A 23,336-nucleotide genomic window follows, 5' to 3' on the forward strand; every position below is an offset into this window, starting at 1 on the left:
CGCTCCCGACATAGATCGCGCCGTCTAACCCGGTTTTGGGTCATAACGGTGTTCATGCCGGCCGAGAACTTGTCACGGACGAACAAGCGACCCGCTGCATGGATGAAGCCTAGTCCGGCGATGGCATAGGTGACGAGGTCAGCAATCACGGCGGTACCTCGTGACCTGCGCGATCCCTGATCGGTTGGGGATGCCGAAATTCCGCGACGCCCTGCGATCGGGCTGCAGCAGGGCAGCGACCGCCTTTTTGATCTCGCGCGCGCGACGCCGTTGTGCCCACCGGCCTGCGAGGGCGCGCCAAGCCTTGGCTAGCCAACTTCGGCGGGTTGATCCATCGGTATCGGACAAAACATTTCCGGATGCCGTCTCCGATCCGGATCCCGCTCGATTGATCTCGTCCTCAACTTCGGCTACGCCGGAATCCATTGCCGAAACAACGATGGCCATCGCCCTGCGTCGCGCGCGCCAGGAAATCTCGTCCGGCTCTGGAGCACGTACGGCCACGGCAGATGGCTCGACAGGCGACGCCGCAGCCGCGTGCGGATAAGCGTGGTATGACGCGCCGTACAACGCAAAGCCTTCCATAAAGAAGGCAAGGATCGGCGACGACCAGAGCGTAGTATGCTGGCGATCTGATCGCGTCACCGCACCCATCACCGACGGCTGCGACCTCGCCTCTGTCCTGTCGAGCCTTTCTGTTCCGTCGAGCCTTGGCGCCCGCATCAATCCGTCATGCATCATGTTGGGTCTATCGCGCAAGTCGACGCGTATCGAGCGGCTCTGAAGGTCGTAGAGTCTGGTGGCCCTGTTTGCTGATTGGTGCGATTTCGACATCGGTTGCTCCCACGAGCTGTGCGCTGATAAAGGGGGATTTGCTGCGATCGACCCGGATGTCGAGAGCTGCCGCCGAGCTCGTGCAGCTCGCCGCAATCACCAACCTGGCGAGCACGTGAACCAACCATCTCGTCTTCACGGGCGAAGATGCCCCTTGATATCTGCCCAACGAACGAACTCGAAGGGATTGGCGTTTCGGCAACACGAGATTCTCCGTCAATCGATACGGAGACTCTGGTGGTCGCCGGTTACGTGATCATCACGCCCGCAGACAATTCGGTTACAACCGTAACGGCGCGGCGCCACATTTTGATCACTTTTAGAACGGCTCGACCGACAGCGCGAACACGTAGCCGATGCCGCGCTCGGTCTGGATCACGCGCGGCGCACTCGGATCGGTCTCCAGTTTGCGCCGCAGCCGCAACACCTGGACGTCGATGCTGCGATCGAAAATATCCTCGTGAATTCGGGTCGCCTGCAACAAGTGCTCGCGCGACAACGGCCGCTGCGGCGCTTCGAGAAAGGCCAGCAACAACGCATACTCGCCTTTGCTCAGCGCGACCGGCGTCGCATTGGTATCGAGCAGTCTTCGGCCGCGCCGTTCGAGCTGCCAGCCGCCGAACCGGTACCCGCCTCGCTCCGGATCACGTGTTCGCGCAACCCGCCCCATTTCTTGCCGCCGCAATACCGCACGGACGCGGGCAAGCAATTCCCGGAGGCTGAACGGCTTTACGACATAATCGTCCGCCCCGAGTTCGAGGCCGACGATGCGATCAATTTCGTCGGGACGATGGCCGGTCGTGATGATGACCGGTACATCCGAATGCGAACGAATTTCCCGCAAGAGATCCAGCCCGTCATCCTGACCGAGCCGCAGATCCAGGATGATCAGGCTCGGAGGGGGCCCGGCAAAAAGCCGATTGAACTCTGTCCTGCTTGACGCAGACTTTGTTGGTACGTTGTTCTCTTCCAGATATTTGATCACCATTCGCCGCAGCGATGGGTCATCATCAACGACAACGACGTGTCCGCAATCCGCGAGCATGAATTGATCTTTCAATTTTCTTGGTCACTAAGCGGTATTCTTTCAATTGGTCGCTAGGCTGTGTTTTCTCAATTTGTATTATAATCGATATTCATTCTGATTGTATTATAATCGACATTCATTTTGGCATCTTCCGTTTTCAATGCCCGCCCCGAATTACCAGCGCCCCGCGTGTCTAAGACTCCGGAGCTTGAACGTCGTGTGTCAACGACGCACTTTCGTCTGTACCGGCGCGCACTATTCCATCACTATTTCCGGCGTGCGCGCCCGGCGAATAACGGAACCGATGGCGGAATCTTCGCGCGAAATGCGCATAGTCGCGAAAGCCGCAGGCATAGGCGATCTCGCTGAGCGGTTGGCCCGTCCGAAGCAACGCGCGGCGGTGCAGAAGGTGCGCGGCGCGGTCCAGGCGAAGCGTATAGATGAACCCGCTGCAGGTCGCGCCACGCTCCATGAAGAGTTTTTGAACGTAGCGTAACGAGATCCCCACTTCGGCGGCGGCCTCGACAGGCCCGAAATCAGGATCGGAGAGGCTGTCCTTGATCACGCCGCAGATCCGCGCGAACAGCTTGTCCGTGGAGCGCGAGATCGGTGGGGTATCGGACGGTGCAAATAGCGCGCCGACCAGATCATAGACGGCCAGCTGCATGTAGGAATCGGCCGCGGAGAATGATGATCCCTCCCCTTTAAGGGCATCGACGACGACCTCGTGCAGGAAACGTCCGGCCGGTGTTCCGCGCCTGCAAAAACCTCCCTGGGGTTCGAATCCAAGATGAGAAATCAGCGACTGGCGCGGCAAATGAAGCGACACCCATCGCGCGCTGGCGTTGTTACCGAAATATGTGACGGGCCGGGCGGCGTCGACCAGAACGACGTCGCCTACTGCGATCCGCCGAGCCTGATCGTTCTGGATCATCGCTGATTTTCCAGAGACTTGAATCCGAACATAGTAATGCTCCATGCCGTCGAGGCGAGCATCCCGGTAGGTCCGTTCGATCCGGCGTGCATTCCAGCCAATATCTGCTGCAGCGAGCCCGCATACATTCAGCCTCCGCGCCCAGCCCTGAAAGGCGTCGCGTTCGACGCCTTGCGGGCTATACCGCCCGCAAATCGTGCGGAGCGAAGCTCTCCACGCCTCGTAATCCAGTAGAGGCGTGCCTTCAACACCGTTGCTCTGAAGCATGGTCGTCTCCGTTTTGGAGCGCGTCGGTCCGGAGGCGAAGTGGGGTCTCCGACCGGCTCTCGCCATGCGGCGAATTGGGAAGTCTCAGGGACGTGATTAATTGTGATCAAGGTTCCCTGAAACAAACTACGTTTCGAAGCGGCACCGGCGGAAGCGACCCTGCCCATCGCCAGTTGCGATGGTCAGGCGCCGGAATGTGTCGAGCGATCAAACTTTCGGAGCATCTTGCTTCTATTCGGCAGCCAATGTATGCCGATTGACAGGCAGCGGAATCGCGGAACAGAAAACATTGTCGGGATCATATTGCCGCTTGGCCTCGGTCAGCCGATTGACATTGCCCCCATAGCTCTTCGCCGCGCGCTCCGCGTCGCTGCCGGTGAGTAAATTCGGGTATCCGCCTGGAAGCGCCGTGGCACTGAAGGCCCGAAGAGTGGATCGAACCCAGCGCCGATGCCAATGCTCATCGCGCGGCTCTGAACGATCGGCAAATGATGCAAGAATCTCGACCAGCACGTGATCGCGGCGAACGCCGAAGGCTGTCGCCTCTGCGGGCACGCGCGAAGCGGCGCCTCTGAATTCGTGGGTGAGGATGGCGCAGCCCGGTGAGACCGCGGTCCCCATCGCCCGAATGAAGGTGTCGATGCCGCTTCGATCGAGCATTGGAAGCCAGCACGTCCCCATGAACACACGTTGTCCGGTGACGAGAAACGGATCGAATACGGCAAGCGAGGCGCCATACGCCATCGTATCTACGGCGCCGGCAACCAGGGTTCCCAATCTGAAGAACGGCGCCAGGCGGGCTTCGCCTTGCTCCGGCAGACCGCACCATGTCGGCGCGATCATGACGAGCGGAGTGCCGTCGGGGCCGCCGACGAGCCCAAGCTGAACCGTCAGTTCGTCCGGTGCGAACGCCGCGATCTCGACGGCTCCTTCGAGAACAGCTCTCGCTTCATGGAACGGAAAGAGCAGCATACCTGAGTGGACGCTCGGGAGATCGTGCACGCGGTATCGCATCGCCGTCACCACGCCAAAGTTTCCGCCGCCGCCCCGCAACGCCCAGAACAATTCATCTTCGTTGTCATGGCTGGCGGTAACGATGCGGCCATCGGCGAGTACAATTTCTGCGGCGAGTAGATTATCGAGTGCAAGTCCGAACCGGCCGATCAGCGGCCCGTAACCACCGCCCAGCGTCAGTCCGGTCATGCCGACGGAGCTGCACGAACCCGTGACCGCCGCGAGCCCGCGCGGATCGGTCACGGCAAGAACGTCCGAGGCGCGGGCGCCACCCGAAATTTGCGCGGTGCGATTGTCAGGGCCGACGCTCACGCCGTTCATGGCGCTGAGATCGATGACGATCCCCTCGCACAGCGCGCGCCCGGCCCAATCATGACCTCCGCCGCGCACCGACAGCGGAAGGCAAGCGTCGCGTGCGGCTCGAACGGCCGACTGAACCTCTTCGGGCGTGCGGCAGTGAGCGACCGCGCGCGGCATACGCCCGGTAGGTTTCGCCCAGATCGCCGTTGCGGCGGCATAGCGATCGTCGCCGGGCCTTGATAAGCGGCCGGACAGTTGCTTGCCGAGCCTATCGAACGTTGTTTCGATCAGATCCGTCATTGCTCTTCTCCCTGGTCTGGCGGCGCGAACGCGATCATTCGCGCGTCTCGACCGCGATTTTGAAAAATGGCAGCGGCTGATCTTGAAGATTCCTGCTGTTCGGGCTCAGCCCAATTCCGTTAGGGAAACGCCGAGAACACGCCGGACCCAACGCGCGAGGTGGCTCTGCTCGGCGCGCTGCCGGTGACCAACGTCGACGGCGGGCCGCCATCGTCTTGCGCCAGATGAAGTTCTTCACGCCCTATCATCATGTTGGTTCTCTCATGAGCGGGGTGACCCAATTGTGTAAACGCTTTCGTGCAAGGGTCTCAAGCGTTCGGCATGTGCGTCAGATATTCATAGATCGCCCGCAGTTCTTCATCGCCCATTCGTCCGATCGGCCGCCATGGCATTTGCTTGCCGAGTTCGTGGCCGTTGGGATCGACGCCGGTGCGCATGGTGGTGACGAATTCCTCAAACTTCCATAGCTTTACAAGATTGAGGTCGGGCCCGAGCGGCGCCAGCTGTCCAGGTACACCGCCGGTCAACTTGTCGCCGTGGCAGCCGCGGCAGTCCTGATACGACAGGATGTATTCGCCGTACTGCAAATCAGGGCTCCTGGGCCGGGCGGTGACGACACCTGTAGATACCGGCTTACCCTCCGGAAGCATTCCTGCACCGAGCATCATGATCCCTAACAGGTTGAGATGGTCGGGCGGATTACCGGTTTGCTTTCCGGCGGCCGGCAAACTGCGAAGGTATGCGATGACAGCCATTGTATCGTCATCGCTCAGTTTGCCGGCGTTGGTGTAGGACATGATGATCAGCCAATGCCCATCTTTGTCGACGCCGTTGCGAATGGCCCGAAAAATGTCGCCATCCGACCAGTGGCTCAATTGCCCGGCGGGAGTGAGGTTGGAGGCCACCAACGATCCGATCGGTACTGGAAGATCCTCGGCGACATCGAGACCACCGGTGAGCGTGGCGGTTTTCGAATGGCAGCCGCTGCAGAAGCCGTTGGATATCGCCTGGCCGCGCACAATTTGTTCGGGCGTGCCGGCAACTTTCAAGTCGGAGGCCGGCGCGCTGCGAGCATGCAGCTTGATCAGTCCGACGAGCATAATAACGCTTATCAGAGATACGGCGCCTGAGAACAAAGCGGACAAGACCGTGCCGCCCCATTTCAAGAACTTATTCTCTGCCCTCCAGCTTCGCAGGCTCGACTGCGCCAGCAGCGCGGCTGTGGTGATCGACATGGCCGGGCCAAACAATTCAAGCATGGTATATTTCCCGAATAATTTGAGCGATGATGGATAGCTTCAGGTCATGGAACATGCCGGCAAACGGGATGGGTCAGACGCGACCCATCCGCGATGTGCAAAACCGGCGACCCCAATGAGTGCTGAGGCCGATGCAATGGCGATCTCGACGTGGGCTTATCGAGCTAGATTTGTAACTGACGACTGACTGCCCTCGCCTTACTTCGCTGCAAGCCCGCCTGCTTTGAACCATGGGACAGTTGGCCAACGATCCGAAGCACTTCGGATTGCATGTCGATACCGGCGAACTCGCCAGCTATCGCCGCTGCGCGCCGACGATAATCGGGTTTGTCGAGCACGGTCCGAACGGCTTCGCGCAACGCCTGTGGCGTTGGCTCGTTGCTGGCAAGATCGATCCCGACGCCGGACCAGGCAACACGCGCATTGACGTCGGCCTTGTCTTCGGTCAGCCCCGCGGTGACAAGGGGAATCCCAAAGCTCATCGCCTGGTTGACGCTGCCATAACCGCCGTTGGTGACGAACACGTCGACCTTGGGCAGTATCCATTCGAACGGCAGATATTGGGAAAGGCGCGCATTGCCCGGAATTGGGCCAGGTATCGCGTCGATGGGGCGCCCGCCTGCCGTCGCGACGACGAGCAGATCGGGCTCGTGCCCAAGCGCCGCCAGCGTCGGGCCGATCAAGAGGCCGAAATTGTGATTGGCGAGCGTTCCCTGCGTCACCAGCACCACCTTGCGCGAGCCGTCGAGATCGTCGGCCCAGGACGGCAGCGGTGCCTGACCAGCAATGATCGGAGGCGTGCCGACAAAATGTACCGAGGGCGGGATGTCGCGCGGAAACTCGAAACTTGGAACCGTCAGCTGCAGATAGGCATCGGCAAGCTCGACGACGGAATCGAACAGGGTCATCGACAACGGTCCGACGCCGAGGGTCGCCAGGGATCGATTCAACCGATCGGCTACGGGCTGATAAACTAGCCTGTCATGTTCACAATACATCGCCGCGTAATCGTCGCGCTGCTGTTTCGTGGTTGCAGGCGGCAAACCGACAAAATGCGGAGCGCCATCTTCACGGTGCCAGTGCAAGAACGATGTGCCGCAAAGCACGATGGGAGGCCGTTTCGCGCGCGGCCCGAGCAGCATCGGCAATACTCCGAACAGCATGTCGTCACCGATGACGATTTCGGCCGTGAAGTCTCGTATCGCCTGCTGCAGGCCCTTGTGCTGAGCAGGAATGGGGTCGACGAACACACGCTCCATGGCGACGCGCAACCAATCCAGCCCCGGGGGCACGGTCTTCAATTCGGGAGCAACCGATGCGAAGTCGCGCAGATCGAAGTCTGCGCCCGCGGGAAGCGCATAGAATTTTGCGCCGATCTCTTCGATGCGGTCGCGCAGCACACTGCCCGATAGAAAAGCGATCTCGTGGCCATCGACCATCAAGATGCGGGCAATCGCAAGCAGCGGATTGAGATGACCCGTGGCGGGCGTCGAAGCGATGAGGATTTTCATGTGACCTGTCTCTCTGCTGTCGGAAAGAGCTCCCTCCGGAGAATTGTCCGACGGGTCGGCTCAAGATCAGAACAGGTTGGAGGATCGCGGTTACGCTTCGGCTGCGTGGCGGGACGAAACGGTTACGGCTGCAATGTGTGATGGCATTGCGAAGGCGCGCTCAGGACGGAACGACGACGCGTTCGGCTGGACGGGCAAGCAGCAGATATGAGAGTAAGGCGACGAGCGAGCACACCGCCATGAGAGCGGTCATCGAGAGCGCCGAGTGTTCGTCATAGAGCATCGCGACGAGCCCGCTGACAACGGCGCCCGTCATCATTTGAATAGAGCCGGTCGCGGCACCGGCGGCGCCGGCAATCTGCGGCAAGGGCTGCATCGCCCCCTGCATCGCATTTGGCGCGATCAGCCCAAAGGCGAAGTTGGCAAGGACCAGCAGTGAAATGACGAGAGCGAGCGGCATCCAGCCGGCCAGCGTCATCGTCAGCAACGCCATGGCGGCGGCCGCCGCGACCAACAGCCCGATCGTCAGCGGATAGTCTGGCGCGACACCCCAGGCGCTGAGCCGGCCGTTGAGCAGCGCACCCGCCATGATTCCCAATGAGGTCGCAGCGAACACCAGGCCATACTGGTCGGGTCTCATCCCCTCGACATTGATCAGGAACAGCGACGAGCCGCTGACATAAGCAAACAGCGTCCCGAAAGCGGCGGCGTTGACAAGGATGTACCCGAGACAAAGCGGATGCGTCAGGACCCGAAGATAGTTGCGCGCGATGACGGAGGGAACCAGACGGTTGGCCGGGTCTATTCGCGCGCTCTCGGCAAAGCCAATCGATATGGCCAGCAGCAACAACAGCCCGACCCCGGCAAGCACGGCCTGGATGAGGCGCCAACCGCCAAGGGCCAGCAGCGCCGCGCCCGCGCTCGGCGCGATCATGGGGACGATCATGGTAGCGATGGCCACATAGGAGAGTCTCGTGCGGGCAGCCTGACCCTCGAACAGGTCGCGGATGATGGCGAGCGCGATGGTCATGCTCGCGCCGGCGCCGGCCCCCTGGACGACACGCCAGGTCAGCAGCGTTGGCAGCGACCGCGCAAGCGCGCAGCCGATGCCGGCGATGATGAAAAGCGCGCAGGCGAACACCACGACCGGCTTGCGGCCGTATCGATCGGAAGCCGGCCCATAGAATAGCGGCGCGACGGCGAAACCGAGCATAAAGAGGCTCATCATCAGGCCGGCGCGTGCGGGAGCGACGTGCAGTGCGGCACCCATGACCGTGAGCGCCGGCAGGCTCATGTCGATGCCAAAGGACGGCAGGGCGACGAGAAAACTCAACAATAAGGTGAAAGCCATGGAAGCAGGCGGAACGCGCACGCGCATCGTATCCGTTGGCTTTAGGAATCGATCAGCAGCCGCGGCAAATATTGAGCTTGCGATCCACAGCTGCGTCCTCCTCCCCGATATGCTCGAGATCGCCGGGGTTCTCCGATGGAACGTCACGCGCATGCGGTTGGCGGTGGCCGACCGGCGCGCCCGTCAATCGCGTGTTTTGCGTGAGCAATGTGGGCGCGCGCAATGAGGGCACGGTTGCACTTGAGGATTGAGCCGACGATGTCACGCTTCCGACGGTCTGCGCGATCGTTACGCGACTGCCGAACATAGCCAGCAACACAATTGTCCTGATCACGTTTCGCATGATTTAGATCTCCCGAGTTTGGCGCATGTTGTCTCGGCGTTGAGCCGGCGCGCGATGTCGCCGACGTCAGCCGTTTTCGGTTCAGATGGGATCTTGTGTGGAGGGGGTTAGCCGATCCTCGCCGCGCGACTGAGCGGTCGCGTCTCGGCCTGTTTAGGCGGCAAAGCCATCGCTTCGATCAGCGCCCGGCCAGCCTTGTCAGCCTTGTCAGCCCTGTCAGCCTTGTCGGTCTTGGCCGCCATCGCCTGCAACGCGTTGCGGTCGACCTTGCTCAGCGCGTTGCGGGGCAGTTCGTCGAGTATCTCGAGGCCCTCCGGGACCTTGTAGGACGCAAGCCGCGTCGCGACGTTACCGAGGATTTCGGAGACGACCGTGTCCTTGGTCCCGTCTGCGAGCCTGACAAAGCCGAACACGCGTTGACCGAGTACGGCATCCGGTATGCCCACGACTGCGGCTTCCCTGACGGCAGGATGCGAGGCGACCAGCGCCTGCTCCACTTCGACGGGCGAGATGTTGGTGCCGCCGCGAATGATGATGTCTTTCTTGCGGGATACGAACCAGAGCTCGTCTCCCTCGCCGCGCCGCATCAGATCGCCGGTGTGATACCAGCCAGCCCTCAGGCTTTCCCCGGTCGCTTTTGGATCGTTCCAGTAGCCGTCGAAGACGTTTCCGCCGCGGATCAGGAGCTCGCCAACCTCACCATCGCCGACATCTGCGCCTTTTGCATCGACCAACCGGATCCTCGCGCCCTTGGGGACCCGCACGACCGGCCCGGGTCGCAGACCGAAGGTCAGAGATCCCATGACTTCCGTCGCACCCCAGACGTTGTAGAGCGGAGCGCCAAAGGTCGCGGTGACACGCTCCTGCAGATCGATCGGACAGGTATCCGCTCCGGTCAGGCAAATTCGCAAGGACTTCAGATTGCGCGGCCGGGCCAGCTGGCACCCAAGCATTGCCGCATATTGGGCCGGAAAACCGGCCAACCAGGTGCAGCGATGACGCTCGATGGTGTCGAGGACGATATCGGCGTCAAAGTTTTCGAGCAGCACGAAAGGCGCGCCGAACTGAATGAAGGACAGCAACGTGAGGAACCCGCCCATATGCGCCAGCGGCAAGGGCTCGATCATGATATCGTCGTCCGACAATCCCCAATTCCTGATCAGCAGGTCCGTCGATTCAGCCAGTGTCGTCGGCGTATGAACGACGAATTTGGGCTGGCCGGTGGTCCCGGAGGTGATGATCAGCACCGCGGGTTTGTAGGAACCGGGCGAGACGGACAAGTTCTCGTTACCGGGGACGTCGAACAACGCTTCCCACGGCTGGACGCCGTGGTCCTCGAAGGTCCCGTTGACGACAAAGCGCTTGTCCAGCGCCAGGATCGAGGCGTCAAGCGGGGCGACATTATCGTAAAGGCTCATTTCGCCAAGGTAGAGCGCCGGTCTCAGTCGCCGCAGAATGGGAGCGAGCTCGGCGAACTTGAACGCGGTTCGCAATGGCGCCGCGATCGCCCCCAATCGAAAGCAGGCATAATAGGCGACGATCATTTCGGGCCGGTTCATCATGTGAAGCGCGACGCGATCACCCGGTCCGACGCCGCGCAGGGCGAGGCCGCGCGCCAGGCTTTCGGCTTCGACCGCAAGCCGCTCGTAAGTCCATACTTCTTCGTGAAAAACGAATGCCGCACTTTTTGGCCGAGATTGAACCTGGTGCAGCAAAGCACCTGCTGGGGTCACTTTCATTTGGCATCTCCCGTTGCTGATGGCAGGCAGCAAATTGGACGGGCCGCGCTACCGCGCTATTTCAGTCTCGGGAAAACGGTTGCGATTGTAGGCCAGCGAACAAACACAGGGCGAAAACAAGGCAGGACATGGCGCCGACATCGCGAGGCGCCGACTTCTGCTGATTATTAGCAGGCACGCATCAAAATGGATGGGTGAGAATGATCGCAAACAGCTCATGGGGAGCGCTGACTGTGCACGATGAGGAGCAAGATCGTCGTCCATGTCAAACTTATCACCGGTCACCGTGCCGCGACGAATCACCAAAGCTTCAGCTTGACCCGACAAACGTACGGCGCGATGAGCCGATCTCACTGGTGACCTACGACTTCTATGATACGATTGAGCCGATGGACCCGTTCGGCGGCTCAGTCGGCAGCGACACGACTTAATCGACGTGATTCCATTGTATGCCAGCGGATTTGTGGGGGTCTCCAGGATGGGCAAGAATTCGGTTCGTTGGCTGATCGGGGTAGTTGTCGTCGCAGCGTTTGCAACAATGCTTTGGCTTGCGACCCGGCCGCCGCCTCTGATCATTCAGGGGGAGGTTTCGGCGGATCGGGTCGACATCAGTCCGCGGGTCGCGGCGCGGATCGCCAATTTGAAAGCTGATGTCGGCGACACGATGCAGCGTGGTGCGGTGATGGCCGAGCTGGAAAGTCCGCAACTGGTCGCAGCCCGGCTCGCGGCTCAGGCCGCGTTGGCGATCGCAAAGGCCGATCTGGACCGGATCAACAGTATCCGGCCCGAGACCGTCGCGGCGCGCCAGGCTGAGCTGAATGCGGCAAAGGCCGATGAAACGCTTGCGCAGGAAACCTACAATCGGCAGACCGAGCTGGCGCGCACCGGCAACGCGCCACAGGCCCGCGTCGATGAGGTAACCCGCAATCTCGATATGGCGGCCCGCAAACGCGAGTCGGCGGAGGCTGCATTGCAACTTGCGGCGCAGGGGGCCAGCAAGGAAGAACGCACGCTGGCTGCGGCCCAGGTCAAGCAGGCCGAGGCTACATTGAATCAACGTGACGTCGACGTGGCCGAATTCACCATTCGTTCGCCGATCAACGGTCAGGTCACCGCACGCGTCGCAGCGCTTGGCGAGAATTTCAGCCCGGGGGCGCCGCTGTTCTCGATGATCGACATGCAGAACCTGTGGTTCACATTCAACCTGCGCGAGGATTTGCTCGGCGGCTTGAAGATCGGCGACAAATTCGACCTGATGGTGCCCGCTCTGAAGTCGCAGATTATTCCGGTCCGGGTCACGATGATCAATGTACAGGGACAATACGCCGCGTGGCGGGCGACGCGCGCCACCGGTGATTTCGATCTCCGCACCTTCGAAGTTCGCGCGCTGCCGATGCAACCGGTCGACGGCCTGCGTCCCGGCATGAGCGCGATCGTCTCTTGGGCCAATCGAGGGCGCTGACATGCTGGCCCGCAGTCGCATTCGACCCGGCTTCCGGCAGGTGTTCTGGCGAGAGGTCGGCTGGCTGCGGCGTCGCCCTTTCCTGCTTGGCCTCGCGACGATTGTGCCGCTGGCCCAGATGGCTTTCCTCGCCGCGATCTTCAGCGCCGGATTGGCAACGCGACTGCCGATCGGCGTGCTCGATCTCGACAGTTCAGACCTGTCGCGCACCATCATCCGCATGGTCGACGCAACCCCTGATACCGCCGTGGCGGTCCGCGTCGGGGACCTTGCGGAAGGGCGCAGTCTGATCCAGTCCGGCAAAATCCACGGGCTGTTGATGCTGCCGCTCTATCTCCAGCGCGATGTGTTCGCCGGCCGGCGGCCCGAGGTCGTGTTCTTCTACAACACACAAACGCTGACGACGGGAAATCTTACCGTTCGTGGAGTGAACGCCGCGGTTCCGACCGCGGCCGCAGGAATTCGGCTATCGCTGCGCAGCGCTCAGGGTCAGCCGCTCGATTTTGCGGAAGCCGATCTGCAACCGATTCCGGTTCAGACCCATCCGCTGTTCAACCCGACCCTGAACTATGTCTACTTCCTGCTGACCGCCCTGATACCGAGCATATTGCAGGTCATCATGGTGACGACCTCGGCCTACTCCGTCGGCCTCGATGTCGAAACGCCGCATCGCCTTCGTATTCTTCGGTCGCTGGGCGGCGGACTTTGGCCGGCCATGGCAGGCAAGATCTTGCCGTACACTATCCTATTCATGCTGGTGCTGGGCCTGTCGGACACGCTGCTGTTTAAGGTGTTCGAACTGCCGCTACGCGGGCATCCCTGGCTCTTGATCATCGCGGGTCTGCTGTTCGTCCTGTCATGTCAGCTGCTGGGGGCGCTGCTGGCGCTGCTGCTGAAGCCGACGCTCAGCGCGGTGAGCATCAGCACCCTGGTGACGGCGCCTGCGTTCGGCTTCATGGGGATCGGTTTTCCACGCCTCGGCATGAACGCTTTTGCCTATGGCTGGGGCCAGCTGTTGCCGGGAACGTGGTACCTGACCGCTCGCATCGACCAGACTGTGCGTGGCACACCGGTCGACCTTTCCTGGAAGCCGCTGTTGATCCTGGGTGCTTTCACGGTCGGCCTCGTCGGGCTTGCCGCATGGAAGCTGGAGAGCATGCACAGGTCCGCTCATCGGAGCGAAGACCGCCGTGTAGCGCAGCCGCTTGCCGAGGCGTCGTCATGAGCGGAGTTCTTCAGGTTTTTCGGGATGAAATTCGTCGCATCTTTACGGTTAAGCCGGCCTTTTCCGTGCTCATCCTGGGCGCTGCGTTCTATGCTTTGTTCTATCCCCAGCCTTATTTGAATGAGGCCTTGCGCAACGTCCCGATCGCGGTCGTCGATCGCGACGGCACCGAGAGCAGCCGCGACTTCGCGCGGCGGGTCGACGCCACTCCTGACGTGGCGGTTACCGCGCTGTTGCCGGACCTCGCGAGCGCGGAGCGCGAGGTCTACGCGCGCAGGGTCGATGGCATCCTGGTGATCCCGCAATATTTCGAGCGCGACCTTTTGCACGGCCGGCCTTCGCCGGTCGCGCTCTATGCCGACGCCAGTTATTTCCTGATCTACCAGCGTGTGGCCGGGGCCGTCGCGGCCGTGGCGCGCACCGTCGGTACCGAGGTCGAAACCGCCCGCCTGATCGCCATCGGCGTCGATCCGGCCATCGCCGTCGCCGCGTCGGACCCGATGCCCCTGACCGCGGTGCCGATATTCAATCCCGAAGCCGGCTATGCCACCTACGTATTGCCCGCGGCGTTCGTACTCATTCTGCAGCAGATGCTATTGATGGGTGTCGGTTTGCTCGGTACCTTGCCCGGCGCCGATCCCGCTGAAGTCGGCACGCGCCGGCGGCCGCTACCGGCTGCGATCATTGCGGGCAAATTACTCGCCTATCTCGCGCTGGAGGCCGTGATCCTGCCGATATACCTCATCGTACTGCCTTATCTGTACGGCTTGCCACGGTTGGGGGGAACGCTGCCGATTTTGATTTTCGCCGTTCCGTTCGTGCTCTCGGTCGCGGGACTTGGCTTTGTGGTAGCGGGTATCTTTCGAAAGCCGATCCGGGTGGCGCTCATTCTGGCCGCGCTCGGCCTTCCGCTCTTCATGGTCGCGGGTTTCTCCTGGCCCGCCGAGGCGATACCTCCGTTCATAAGGCTTGTATCGCTACTCGTGCCAAGCACATCAGCCATCGATGGTTTCGTGAAATTGTCGCAACTCGGCGCGCCGCTCTCCGCCGCCAATCCTGAATTTTTCACGCTCTGGGCCTTGGCTTTTTTCTACAATCTTTTCGCGCTTTTGCAGGTCGTTCGGGGCGGACTGCCCGGTCCCATCGTATCCGGGAACACTTCGCCGGCGTCATGATGATGAACGCATCCGTAATTACCGCACTCGCGGCACTCGCCGGCGCTGCCATAGGCGGACTTACATCTGTCTTCGCGTCGTGGATGACTCAACACGCGCAGGCAAGGGCGCAGCGGCTTGCGCAGGACAAGCTTCGCCGCCAAGAACTCTACAAAGAATTCATCGAGGTAGCTTCGAAATGCTATATCGACGCGCTTCAGCACGACAAAGCCGATATACCGGCACTGGTCGAACTTTACGTCAGGTAGGCAGAATGCGCATCCTGTCCTCGCCAAAGGTCGTTGAAAGCGCGGAGCTAGTCGCGCGAAAACTTATCGATACGTATCTTGTACCAAACAAGACGTTCCTTGAACTGCGGCAAATGGTCAATAGCGGGACGATCGACCTTCTTCGAGATTTCAGCGAGGCCTGTCGCGCAGAATTTGAGTCACTTCGCACTCAATTCTGACGAGACAGACCGCAAGAATTCCAAACGCAAGCTCAATCGGCGGATTTTGGACCGCCACTGTAGCGGCGTCCCACCGTTTCGGTAAATTGCGCCATTGCGGCGCCGAAGGCACTTTGCGGCCGCTGCATGACCGTTTGGCTTGAGAGCCTGGCCTCGCTGGGCCAATACCTCTTATCAGAGATTGTAGCACCAGCGTAAGCGCTGCCCGAAATCGCCACTAACGCCATCACAGACGTCGCCAAGATCAGTGGTTTTGTAATCACGATCGTCTCTCCTTTGTCTTGCATGTCGCTGCATGGTTGGGAGATGCGCTCGTTCTCATAGGAATTCGAGATTGGTGGGCAGGCCTTCGCATAAACGCTGCATAAGCCCTGCACCATGCGGTGATGGGAAGATCAAAACCTAAGCGGGCAGCCAGCGAACCCATCCGCGCGGGCTCGCAAGATGATGCGTTCCAGCGCAATTAGATTCATCGCCGGCGGCCCGCGCCCAGGGACGGATCTATTTCGCGGACTCGTCCTCGCCGAAGTTTCCGCTGCGCGCTGCCATGCCTCGCGACAAGGACGCGATGCAGGCACCCCTCGGACGAGCAAAGGGCGGCCTCGTTGACCCAATAAAACTTGTCGAAATGAACGGCGACGACTTCCTCAAAACTCAGCATGCGCTCGTGCCGAGAATATCGAGACTGGCCCGCGGTCCGCGTTGTAGGAGGGATTGGCCACGAACTGATAGTCGAACGTCAGCGTGCTCCATCTGTTGAAATTGTAGGCATAGAATGCCTCGAGGATTTTCTCTTCGCGATAGTTCAATTGGCCATCCCCGATCAGCAAGCCGATGCCCCCCGCGGCAAGGAAGTCACGATGCGCGCTGGAGAGACCGTTGATCACTCCTCCAATCCCGATTGTGTCATTCATCCGTCCCCACGAGCTGCCCTTGATCGAGACGCCGCCTGAAAGGCTACGATCGATGTCGGTGAACGACAGGATTTCGCTCTGGCCGTCGTTCCAGCTGGCGCGGGCGAAAATGCCGATGTCCTGGGTGATCGCCTGCTCCATATTGGCGTAGAAGCCATATTTGGGAAGTGTATGACGGATGCTCGCCGTCGTGGCATTGATGTCGAGCGAAGGATCGGCCGCCACGATGGCCAGGGCCTCGCGATAGCTGGCGGTGTTGCCCTGGTTTTCAAAGACCCCGAGCCTGAGTTTACCGGGCTGATCTGAGATCGCGTAGCGTTCTTCCAGTTCAACGACTGCGCCACCGCCCCTGGAAGTCAGAACATCGCTGTTGGGTGCTGACGGAACCTGGAACAGGCCAGCGCGCACAGCCCAGTCCTTGCGATTGAGTTCGATCACCGCGCCGCGTGTGAATCCCGGCAGATCGGCTGGGAAGTCATAGGCGCCCGACGACCAGATCGACCAGTTCATAAAATCGGCGCGCGGGTCTCTTGCGTAAGAGTTGCCGTCGAAATAGTCGGTAATGGCAAATCGCCCGACAGTCAGCGTGACGCGGTCGATGTCGCGTTTTCCGGGAAGTTGAAGCGGGCCGTCCGCAACCTCTTCCTGCTCGCCGCCGAGGCCGAATGTCTGGCGGATGAAATAGCGTTGCGGGCGGATCTTCGGAAAATCCGTGCCGCCCTTTTGCGCTTCACCATTCGAAAAACCCGCCAGCCCGAGCGTGGTGTTCAAGCCGAATCCCTGCGCTAGTTCCGGGTTGAAATACAACTCGCCACCGCCCCACAAACGCCATCCGAGAAACGCATCCGCCGTCCATGTCTCTCGACCCTGGCCGCCTCCCGGAAGGCTGTTGGCGCCCTCATAGGGCGAGCGGATGCGCGGATAGGCTTGCGAAATGAACGTGGTTTGCCCGTGAACATTCCAATCAGGCGATTCCGGTAGTTGCATCCCGTCGACAGGGGACAAAGCCCAGAGCGTGTCCCCGAGCTTATAGTTCAGCCCGACCTTGATGACCTGAATCCTGGGATCGACGTTGAGGTCCGGAAGCATTGCATCGCCGAGACCGTAAGTCCTGCGTGCGAGGTCGATATAGTCGTATTCGACCTTTGCAGTCCAATTGCCGCCAATGGCCTTTTCAATGCCGAGGCCGGCTGTCCAGCCGAGGTGCGGAAGAAACTGTGACGACAGCGGGGTGATGCCGTCATTCGCGTTGATGTTGACCCTGCTTTGACCCCATGCCAATCCGCCGGTCACATAGGGAAGAGTCGTTCCGAAAGCGTAGCCGATCCGACCCCGCGCCGTCGCCGCGTATTCCAGAGTTGAATTGAATGGCGCCGGATCAAGCTTCGGAAGATCACGTGGGCTTGTGAATAGCGCATCCACCTCTAGGCCGAGCACCACTCGATTTGGCAATTGAAAATTATAGCCTGCCTGAAACCCGCCGATCAGGCCCGTGAGGCTGTGGGGAAAAAATATCGCCTGCTCGGGAACAGGATTGGCACCAGGACCAAGGTCGCCTTGGCCGTAGCCGACCTGCCCTCCGAAATAAAACCCGGTCCAATTGTAGATCGCGGCGCGAGCCGGCGCCTTGATCGGCACGGTCGCCGGCAAATCGGCCGCGGCCGCGAAAGGACAAGACCCAAGAACAACCGACGTCGTGCTTCCAATTATAAAAATCCGCTTCATCACGTTTCTCATTACTCTGATCGTTTTGTGGGTGACTGTTATTCAATATTGGTCCGACGCCTCAGCTCGCGGTTGAAGCGGTCGGCCCTTGGACAGGGCGGTGTCGTCGAGGCCGGGGCGGCGTGAAACCACCCGGCGGCCTCGCGTCGCCAGGCATCGTCGCGTGATCAACCGGGGCGTTTGCCGTGAAAGTCCTTCTCGACTTCCTTGCGCTTTGGCCACCGGCGGCCGAAAGCCAGCAATGCCCCGAGCCGTTCCAGAAATCGCGTCGCAGACAAGAAGGTTCGAAGACCGCGACGTGAGATCCTGCGCTGCCGGTGCAGGCTCATCGCGCAGCGCAAGACGCTGCTTGCCAAGCGGAACGCCCCGACGGCACCCCATCGTCTCGCGCTTGCGATCGAGGCCCTCATCACGCGCCCGACGTCGCAAGCTGGAAAATGCGGAGCAGGACAAGGCTGCCGGCGACGATGAGGTAGCCGCGCAACACAATCATCCAGATGCGGGATGCAAGCGAAAGGCGCGCCGGCGGCAGCTGTTCCAAAGGTGGCATGCGCCAATGGTCACTGGCGACCTTCGCTGCCTTGGATATCGACCTGACGTTTCCAGCCTCCGGTTTCCTCAAGCGGCGCTGCGCAAATGCGACACCCAGAGCCGCTATGAGGCCAATCACACTGCCCCCGATCAGGATGCTCAAGATGACCGTGTCGGAAATGCCGGGATAGAGAACCGATCCGGTCAGAATGACCGAGAGCATCACGAGCACCGCAACGACGCCGCCGGTAAAAAGGTTGAGCTTGCGCGAATTGACCCACGGACCGAGCACCGGCTTGTCGTTGCAAAGCAGCAGAAGAAACACGGTAGCACCTGGCAGCAATACGCCGGCGAGCGTTTGGACAGCGCTGGTCAGCAGCCCAAGCTGAACGCCCGGAGTGAGGACGAGCACCACAGCGAGGACGATGAGGCCGCAATAGATGGCATAGAATCCCTTCGCCTCGGTCGGCTTGCGGTGCAGGGAATGCCGCCAGGAGAATACATCGCCGAGGGCATAGGCAGTGGCCAGCGACACAGCGGACGCTCCGATGATGCAGGCATCGAGCAGCGCCAGTGCGAAGAATATCGCGGGAGCCTTCCCGAAATACTTCTCCATGCCGGCGGAGACTGCGCCCGCATCGACGAAATTCCCAAATTCCGGGCGGCCGGCAAACGTCTGGGCAGTGAACGCCATGATCGCCATTGCGCCCGCGATCACGATCGCGATGCCGATCATGAGATCGATGCGCTCATACTTGATGAAACGCGGCCTGATCCTTTTGTCGACGACGTAGCTCTGTTGAAAGAACAGTTGCCAGGGCGCGACCGTCGTGCCGACGATGGCGATGATGAGTAGCATCACTTCGTTCAGTGCCGCCCCCTGCGGCATCTTCGGCACCATCATGTCCCGGATCATCTGACCCGCCGGCGGGTGGATGAAAAGGAGGACGGGAAAGATCAGGAAACTCCCCAGGACGAGCATCAGCGCAAAACGCTCGAAACGCCGGAAGTTGCCGGTGCTTGCCGCGAGCATAACCAGCGCAGCGGCCGCCACGACACCCCACAGCTTCGGCACTCCGAGGTAGTCGAGCGCGAGCGTGATGCCGATGAACTCTGTGACAATCGTCAGGGCGTTGAGAATAAACAGATCGATGACGCTGAACGCGCCCCAAAATCTGCCGAACCGCTCAAAGATGAGCCGGGCATGGCCGACGCCGGTGACGGCGCCAAGACGCAAGACCATTTCCTGATTCACGTAAAGAACCGGAATTAGCAGCACCAGCGTCCACAGCAACGTCGTGCCGTAGTTCTGACCCGCCTGAGTGTAGGTACCGAAGGCGCCAGCGTCATTGTCGCCGACCATGACGATGAGGCCTGGTCCCAGAATGGCAAGCAGGGTCTTCAGCCGTGCGCTCAAGGTTGACCTCGGTGCGAAATCGTCTTCCGCGATGCTGCCGAGGGCGCCATGGATGTCTCCGAGATGGGCCTTGTCCAGCACGGCGGTCTGGATTTTTGGTGCGCCGGTGTGGTTGCCAATCGTTTGTGGACTCAGTTCATTTGCGACAGTCATGATTCATTCCTGTTCAGTCTTGGTCTTGGCTGCTGGCCCGACGTTTCGAGTTTTGGGAAAGGGCGAGATGCGCTCTGTCACGCGGCTGAGCGCTATTCCTCACGTGCGGTTGTTTGCCGTTACGGATTGCGACGGTCGTTGCGCGCTTTGGGCAACTTTTCGGCAATTCCGAATGTGTCGGCGCGGCAGCGCATCTCGATCCATACATCCGATGGATCGATGCCGGCGCGATGCCACAGCGCCACGAGGTGGTAGAGCAGGTCGGCGCTCTCTCGAACGATGCCTCGATCGTGGTGTTTGACGGCCTCGAGTGCCACTTCGCCGGCTTCCTCGATGACCTTTTGAGCGGTCTTGCGGACGCTCGAAGCGAGCAGCCGCGCTGTGCGCGGATGATTCTCCGGCGTCACATCGGAAAGCGATTGATAGAGACGGTCGAGTTCGCTCCGCTGCGGACCTGGCGGCGCGGCGACGCAAACTGAATCCCGCACCAGCGGGCTCTCGGTTTCGCGCGGGGGCGATCCAGTGGGTTGCGCGAGCAAGGCACGGGTCCGGCGCGGGCTGCCACTGCGACGACGTGTCTTGCGCGGGCGAGACCCATCGCTCTGCAAATCGGGATATTCCAGGTCAGAAAGCTTGTTGGCGTCGGTCATCCTCTGTCTCCGTCGTTACCTCGATGCCGGTCATCCACGGCACGAGGCGAGCGGAGGAGCTAGGCGCCCACGCCACCTCGGCCGGATGGGATCACGGCCTTGCGAAACTCTGTGTGATTGTTCCCTGAAGGGGCTCCCGTCGCGGCACCGGAACGGTGGGCGGCGGGACATCTAGGTCCTTCGTCCATGTCGCTCCCTTAATCTATTCGGCCAGTGCCAAGCGGCGGCCGCGGCGTTGCATCGACAACTGGCCGGGCGCGCGGCTGAGCGTACGGCGTTCGTCGAAGTCGCCGATCGCCGCTTCGCCGTTTGGCTCGATCTGCCAGCGGCATTCCAGCCGGCCATTGCGATTGATCCAATGACAAGCCAGCGCCGGGGATGGAATCCGCCGCCGGCCCTTCGGGCGGCGAAGACCCGGAAGGTTGTCATTGGAATGGGTATCGTCGACGAGCCCGGCCCCGCGCAACACAAGGTGCCGCAACTGCAGAGGCCGGAATCTTCCGAGCCTGAAGTCTGCAATGTGGAAATCAACAAGTCCGGATTTTGCGAGTCTTTTGAACATCGCTCACCTCCACTTCCGCGTTTAGCGCGGCAGGCCGGTGAGCGAGACAGTCAGCTAGGAGCGACCATCACCCTCACGCAGCCACAGCCGGCGCGGTTGATCTTGATATTCTGCGGCATCACGAGCCCGACTCTTGTCGGGCCGGCGCTGCCAAAGGTGGTACTGCCCATGTGTTGTTCGGGACTGCTCGTCGTTAGGGTTGAACCATGAGGTCGGACGTCTTGCAGGGAACCATTAGTTCCAAGCAATGATTGGCCAATACGCCTGCCATAAATCCGTGTCAAGCGTCTTTCTTTATCCCCCGTGGGGGATATATGCTATCCCCCACGGGGGTTATTGAGCGCCTTTATATTATCCCCATAGGAGGATTTGAGAGTACATGCCCCACCAGAACCATCCGGCGATCATCAAACGCCTCAAGCGTGCCGACGGTCACCTTCAGACCATCATCGAAATGATCGAAAGTGACAGACCATGCCTGCTGATTGCCCAGCAATTGCAGGCCGTCGAGAGCGCGATAGAGAGCGCCAAGAAAGCCTTGATCCATGATCATATCAGCAATTGTCTGGAACGGCCGCTGAAGACCGCGGGCCCTTCGGGCCGCGCTCTTAAAGAGTTCAAACTGATTGCCAAATATCTATGACGGACTTCAGCCGGGGCGGCTGCGTGGAACGTCGGAATAGCATTCTTCTCGAGCGTGTGCTGCGAATTCCTCCAGCCAGAAACCGGATGGCGGCTTCGCTTCATAGTATCGGAAGCGCTGAGGCGTCGATGGTGTCAGCTTAATGCCGCAAGTTAAGGGAGGGGCGTCGGGATGCCTTGACGGCCATCGAGATTGCGTTGATGGCTTGAAGTCACCTGGTGGCGATGCGAGCGGCCGTGTCTCGCTTGATAGACGTCCGCTCTCCAACCGCATCACAGCCTCCGGCGGAGCATCGCACCTTTGAAACGTGCCCCCAACGGCTGTCAATAGCGGCGCACTCCGACGGCTCCTCTGCGATAGCCATACCTTCCTACTCCAACTGCCCCGCATCCCCGCGGACCGCAGCCAGCCGCGGCGCAACCCCTCGGACCGCATCCCGCTACGCCATTTCGATAGTATGCTTCGCTCTGACCGCCACCAAAGATGACGAGACCGAGAGCTATGGTGATGCTTAAACCCGCGGCTCGAATAATCGCTTTCATCTTCATGTTGCTCTCCCACATGGTAGCGAATGATCAGGTAGCGAATGATCAGGTAGCGAGTGATCAGTGCTGAAAGAGATTTGAGGCCTTCGCAGCATCGACTATGCAAAATCAGGCAGCGAGCAAAACTCCGCCCTAAATTTCACTTTGCCCCTGCAATCGGCTCAAATCTTGCCGGAATTGCATAGGGAGCGCTTGACTGCCGGCCTACTATGGTTCGAAATAAATTCTACTGAAGCGCATTTGTCCAAGCGAGCAAGGGCAGCGCCATCTTCTGTGGTGCATCATGAGAATGGGACCGCGGATCATCAACCTTCTCTCCGTGTTGACGATAGCCGTGCTTTGCGCATCGTGCAGAACCGACTCATCACCTGACCTTGGTCAAGACTCATCCATCCTTAGCCAGGCCGAATTAAATGCCCGGGAAGATTGTCTGCATCAAGAGGTGGCTCGGCTTTTGGAGCCACAGGGAAGTCCACTTAGTTCCCTTCAAACCATTGCTGTGACTGCGACCCGCTTTTGCAGCCACACGATAGCAGCAAGGCTCAGAGGCGTTTCCGCGTCCGCTGCGAGAGACGATCAAATTAAGACCGAGGAGCACGCCTTCGCGATAGGTCTAGAGATGAGAGAAAGGAGAGCATCGAGATAGATAGCCCACACTCTGGGGGAGTTATACAACGTCCGACATCCACCCTAGGGCGCGAGCAGTTATCTACGTCGAGTTCCGCTCAGAGCGCAGGAACCATCGGCCCATAATATGCGCCCCAGTGGCCCCACACATCGCGGCCTCCATACGGATGGGAGCGGCCAGGAAGACCGTGGGCCCGGCTATCGTAACCGCCATGGCCGTCACCGGGACTATCAGCGACGACGCCGCCAAAGTGATTGCCGCGAAAACCATCGCTACCGCCACCGAAACCGCCGCCGCGGGCAAATGCGCTCGTGGAAAATCCGGAACTTCCGAGAACAAGGACAATTGCGAGAACATTTATGGCGTTGCGCAACATTGA

19 protein-coding genes are annotated in these 23,336 nt (G+C 60.5%); 6 read left to right on the forward strand and 13 right to left on the reverse strand.

Going from position 1 to position 23,336, the window contains the following annotated elements:
• Window positions 1-138: 138 nt before the first annotated feature.
• The 9 genes from B5526_RS16735 to B5526_RS16775 all read right to left on the reverse strand — a co-directional run bounded on the left by B5526_RS16735 (window position 139) and on the right by B5526_RS16775 (window position 10,879).
• Complete coding sequence (locus tag B5526_RS16735; protein WP_079539658.1) at window positions 139-834, reverse strand: hypothetical protein; 696 nt, start codon at window positions 832-834, stop codon at window positions 139-141.
• Between the two features lie 319 nt (window positions 835-1,153).
• Window positions 1,154-1,879 carry a response regulator gene (locus B5526_RS16740; RefSeq protein ID WP_079545058.1) on the reverse strand — a complete coding sequence of 242 codons (726 nt, stop codon included), beginning with the start codon at window positions 1,877-1,879 and terminating at the stop codon, window positions 1,154-1,156.
• Between the two features lie 175 nt (window positions 1,880-2,054).
• The gene (locus B5526_RS16745) at window positions 2,055-3,062 is read right to left on the reverse strand and encodes a helix-turn-helix domain-containing protein (protein ID WP_172842059.1); all 1,008 of its coding nucleotides are present in this window, start codon (window positions 3,060-3,062) and stop codon (window positions 2,055-2,057) included.
• A gap of 231 nt (window positions 3,063-3,293) precedes the next feature.
• Complete coding sequence (locus tag B5526_RS16750) at window positions 3,294-4,676, reverse strand: FAD-binding oxidoreductase (protein ID WP_079539662.1); 1,383 nt, start codon at window positions 4,674-4,676, stop codon at window positions 3,294-3,296.
• A gap of 119 nt (window positions 4,677-4,795) precedes the next feature.
• Complete coding sequence (locus tag B5526_RS39450) at window positions 4,796-4,927, reverse strand: hypothetical protein (RefSeq protein ID WP_283807624.1); 132 nt, start codon at window positions 4,925-4,927, stop codon at window positions 4,796-4,798.
• A gap of 57 nt (window positions 4,928-4,984) precedes the next feature.
• Complete coding sequence (locus tag B5526_RS16755) at window positions 4,985-5,935, reverse strand: c-type cytochrome (protein ID WP_079539664.1); 951 nt, start codon at window positions 5,933-5,935, stop codon at window positions 4,985-4,987.
• A gap of 164 nt (window positions 5,936-6,099) precedes the next feature.
• The gene (locus tag B5526_RS16760; RefSeq protein ID WP_079539668.1) at window positions 6,100-7,446 is read right to left on the reverse strand and encodes a glycosyltransferase; all 1,347 of its coding nucleotides are present in this window, start codon (window positions 7,444-7,446) and stop codon (window positions 6,100-6,102) included.
• A gap of 160 nt (window positions 7,447-7,606) precedes the next feature.
• On the reverse strand, window positions 7,607-8,818 hold the full coding sequence (locus B5526_RS16765; protein ID WP_079545059.1) for a Bcr/CflA family efflux MFS transporter: 1,212 nt from the start codon (window positions 8,816-8,818) through the stop codon (window positions 7,607-7,609).
• Between the two features lie 429 nt (window positions 8,819-9,247).
• Window positions 9,248-10,879: a class I adenylate-forming enzyme family protein gene (locus B5526_RS16775; protein WP_079539672.1), complete on the reverse strand. Its 1,632-nt coding sequence runs from the start codon at window positions 10,877-10,879 to the stop codon at window positions 9,248-9,250.
• A 478-nt stretch (window positions 10,880-11,357) separates the two neighbouring features.
• On the opposite strand from B5526_RS16775, the gene B5526_RS16780 reads away from it, so the two are divergent.
• From B5526_RS16780 to B5526_RS38665, 4 genes are read left to right on the forward strand one after another with little or no spacing between them, the layout of a single operon-like run.
• Window positions 11,358-12,341, forward strand: coding sequence for an HlyD family secretion protein (locus tag B5526_RS16780; RefSeq protein ID WP_079539674.1), 984 nt, complete (start codon window positions 11,358-11,360; stop codon window positions 12,339-12,341).
• A gap of 1 nt (window position 12,342) precedes the next feature.
• Entirely contained in the window at window positions 12,343-13,566 is a 1,224-nt protein-coding gene (locus B5526_RS16785; RefSeq protein ID WP_079539676.1) for an ABC transporter permease, read from the forward strand.
• Window positions 13,563-14,741, forward strand: a complete 1,179-nt coding sequence (locus B5526_RS16790) for an ABC transporter permease (protein WP_079539678.1) — start codon at window positions 13,563-13,565, stop codon at window positions 14,739-14,741. Before B5526_RS16785 ends, B5526_RS16790 begins: the two co-directional genes overlap by 4 nt.
• A complete protein-coding gene (locus B5526_RS38665; RefSeq protein WP_197688447.1) occupies window positions 14,738-14,989 on the forward strand; it encodes a hypothetical protein in 252 nt (83 codons plus the stop codon). Before B5526_RS16790 ends, B5526_RS38665 begins: the two co-directional genes overlap by 4 nt.
• Before the next feature lie 847 nt (window positions 14,990-15,836).
• Here B5526_RS38665 and B5526_RS16805 read toward each other — a convergent pair.
• From B5526_RS16805 to B5526_RS16825, 4 genes are all read right to left on the reverse strand, one after another.
• The gene (locus B5526_RS16805) at window positions 15,837-17,828 is read right to left on the reverse strand and encodes a carbohydrate porin (RefSeq protein ID WP_079545060.1); all 1,992 of its coding nucleotides are present in this window, start codon (window positions 17,826-17,828) and stop codon (window positions 15,837-15,839) included.
• A 409-nt stretch (window positions 17,829-18,237) separates the two neighbouring features.
• Window positions 18,238-19,929, reverse strand: coding sequence for an NRAMP family divalent metal transporter (locus tag B5526_RS16815; RefSeq protein ID WP_079539685.1), 1,692 nt, complete (start codon window positions 19,927-19,929; stop codon window positions 18,238-18,240).
• A gap of 119 nt (window positions 19,930-20,048) precedes the next feature.
• Window positions 20,049-20,579: a phosphoribosyl-ATP diphosphatase gene (gene hisE / locus B5526_RS16820; protein WP_079539687.1), complete on the reverse strand. Its 531-nt coding sequence runs from the start codon at window positions 20,577-20,579 to the stop codon at window positions 20,049-20,051.
• A gap of 202 nt (window positions 20,580-20,781) precedes the next feature.
• A complete protein-coding gene (locus tag B5526_RS16825) occupies window positions 20,782-21,141 on the reverse strand; it encodes a hypothetical protein (RefSeq protein ID WP_079539689.1) in 360 nt (119 codons plus the stop codon).
• 379 nt (window positions 21,142-21,520) lie between these two features.
• On the opposite strand from B5526_RS16825, the gene B5526_RS16830 reads away from it, so the two are divergent.
• Together B5526_RS16830 and B5526_RS16835 are read left to right on the forward strand one after the other, a co-directional pair.
• Entirely contained in the window at window positions 21,521-21,784 is a 264-nt protein-coding gene (locus tag B5526_RS16830; RefSeq protein ID WP_079539691.1) for a metal-sensing transcriptional repressor, read from the forward strand.
• Between the two features lie 1,360 nt (window positions 21,785-23,144).
• Window positions 23,145-23,336 (forward strand): hypothetical protein, encoded by a 192-nt coding sequence (locus B5526_RS16835; protein ID WP_172842060.1) that lies wholly within the window; start codon window positions 23,145-23,147, stop codon window positions 23,334-23,336.

The sequence above is a fragment of the Bradyrhizobium lablabi genome (assembly GCF_900141755.1).
Classification (GTDB): Bacteria; Pseudomonadota; Alphaproteobacteria; order Rhizobiales; family Xanthobacteraceae; genus Bradyrhizobium; species Bradyrhizobium lablabi_A.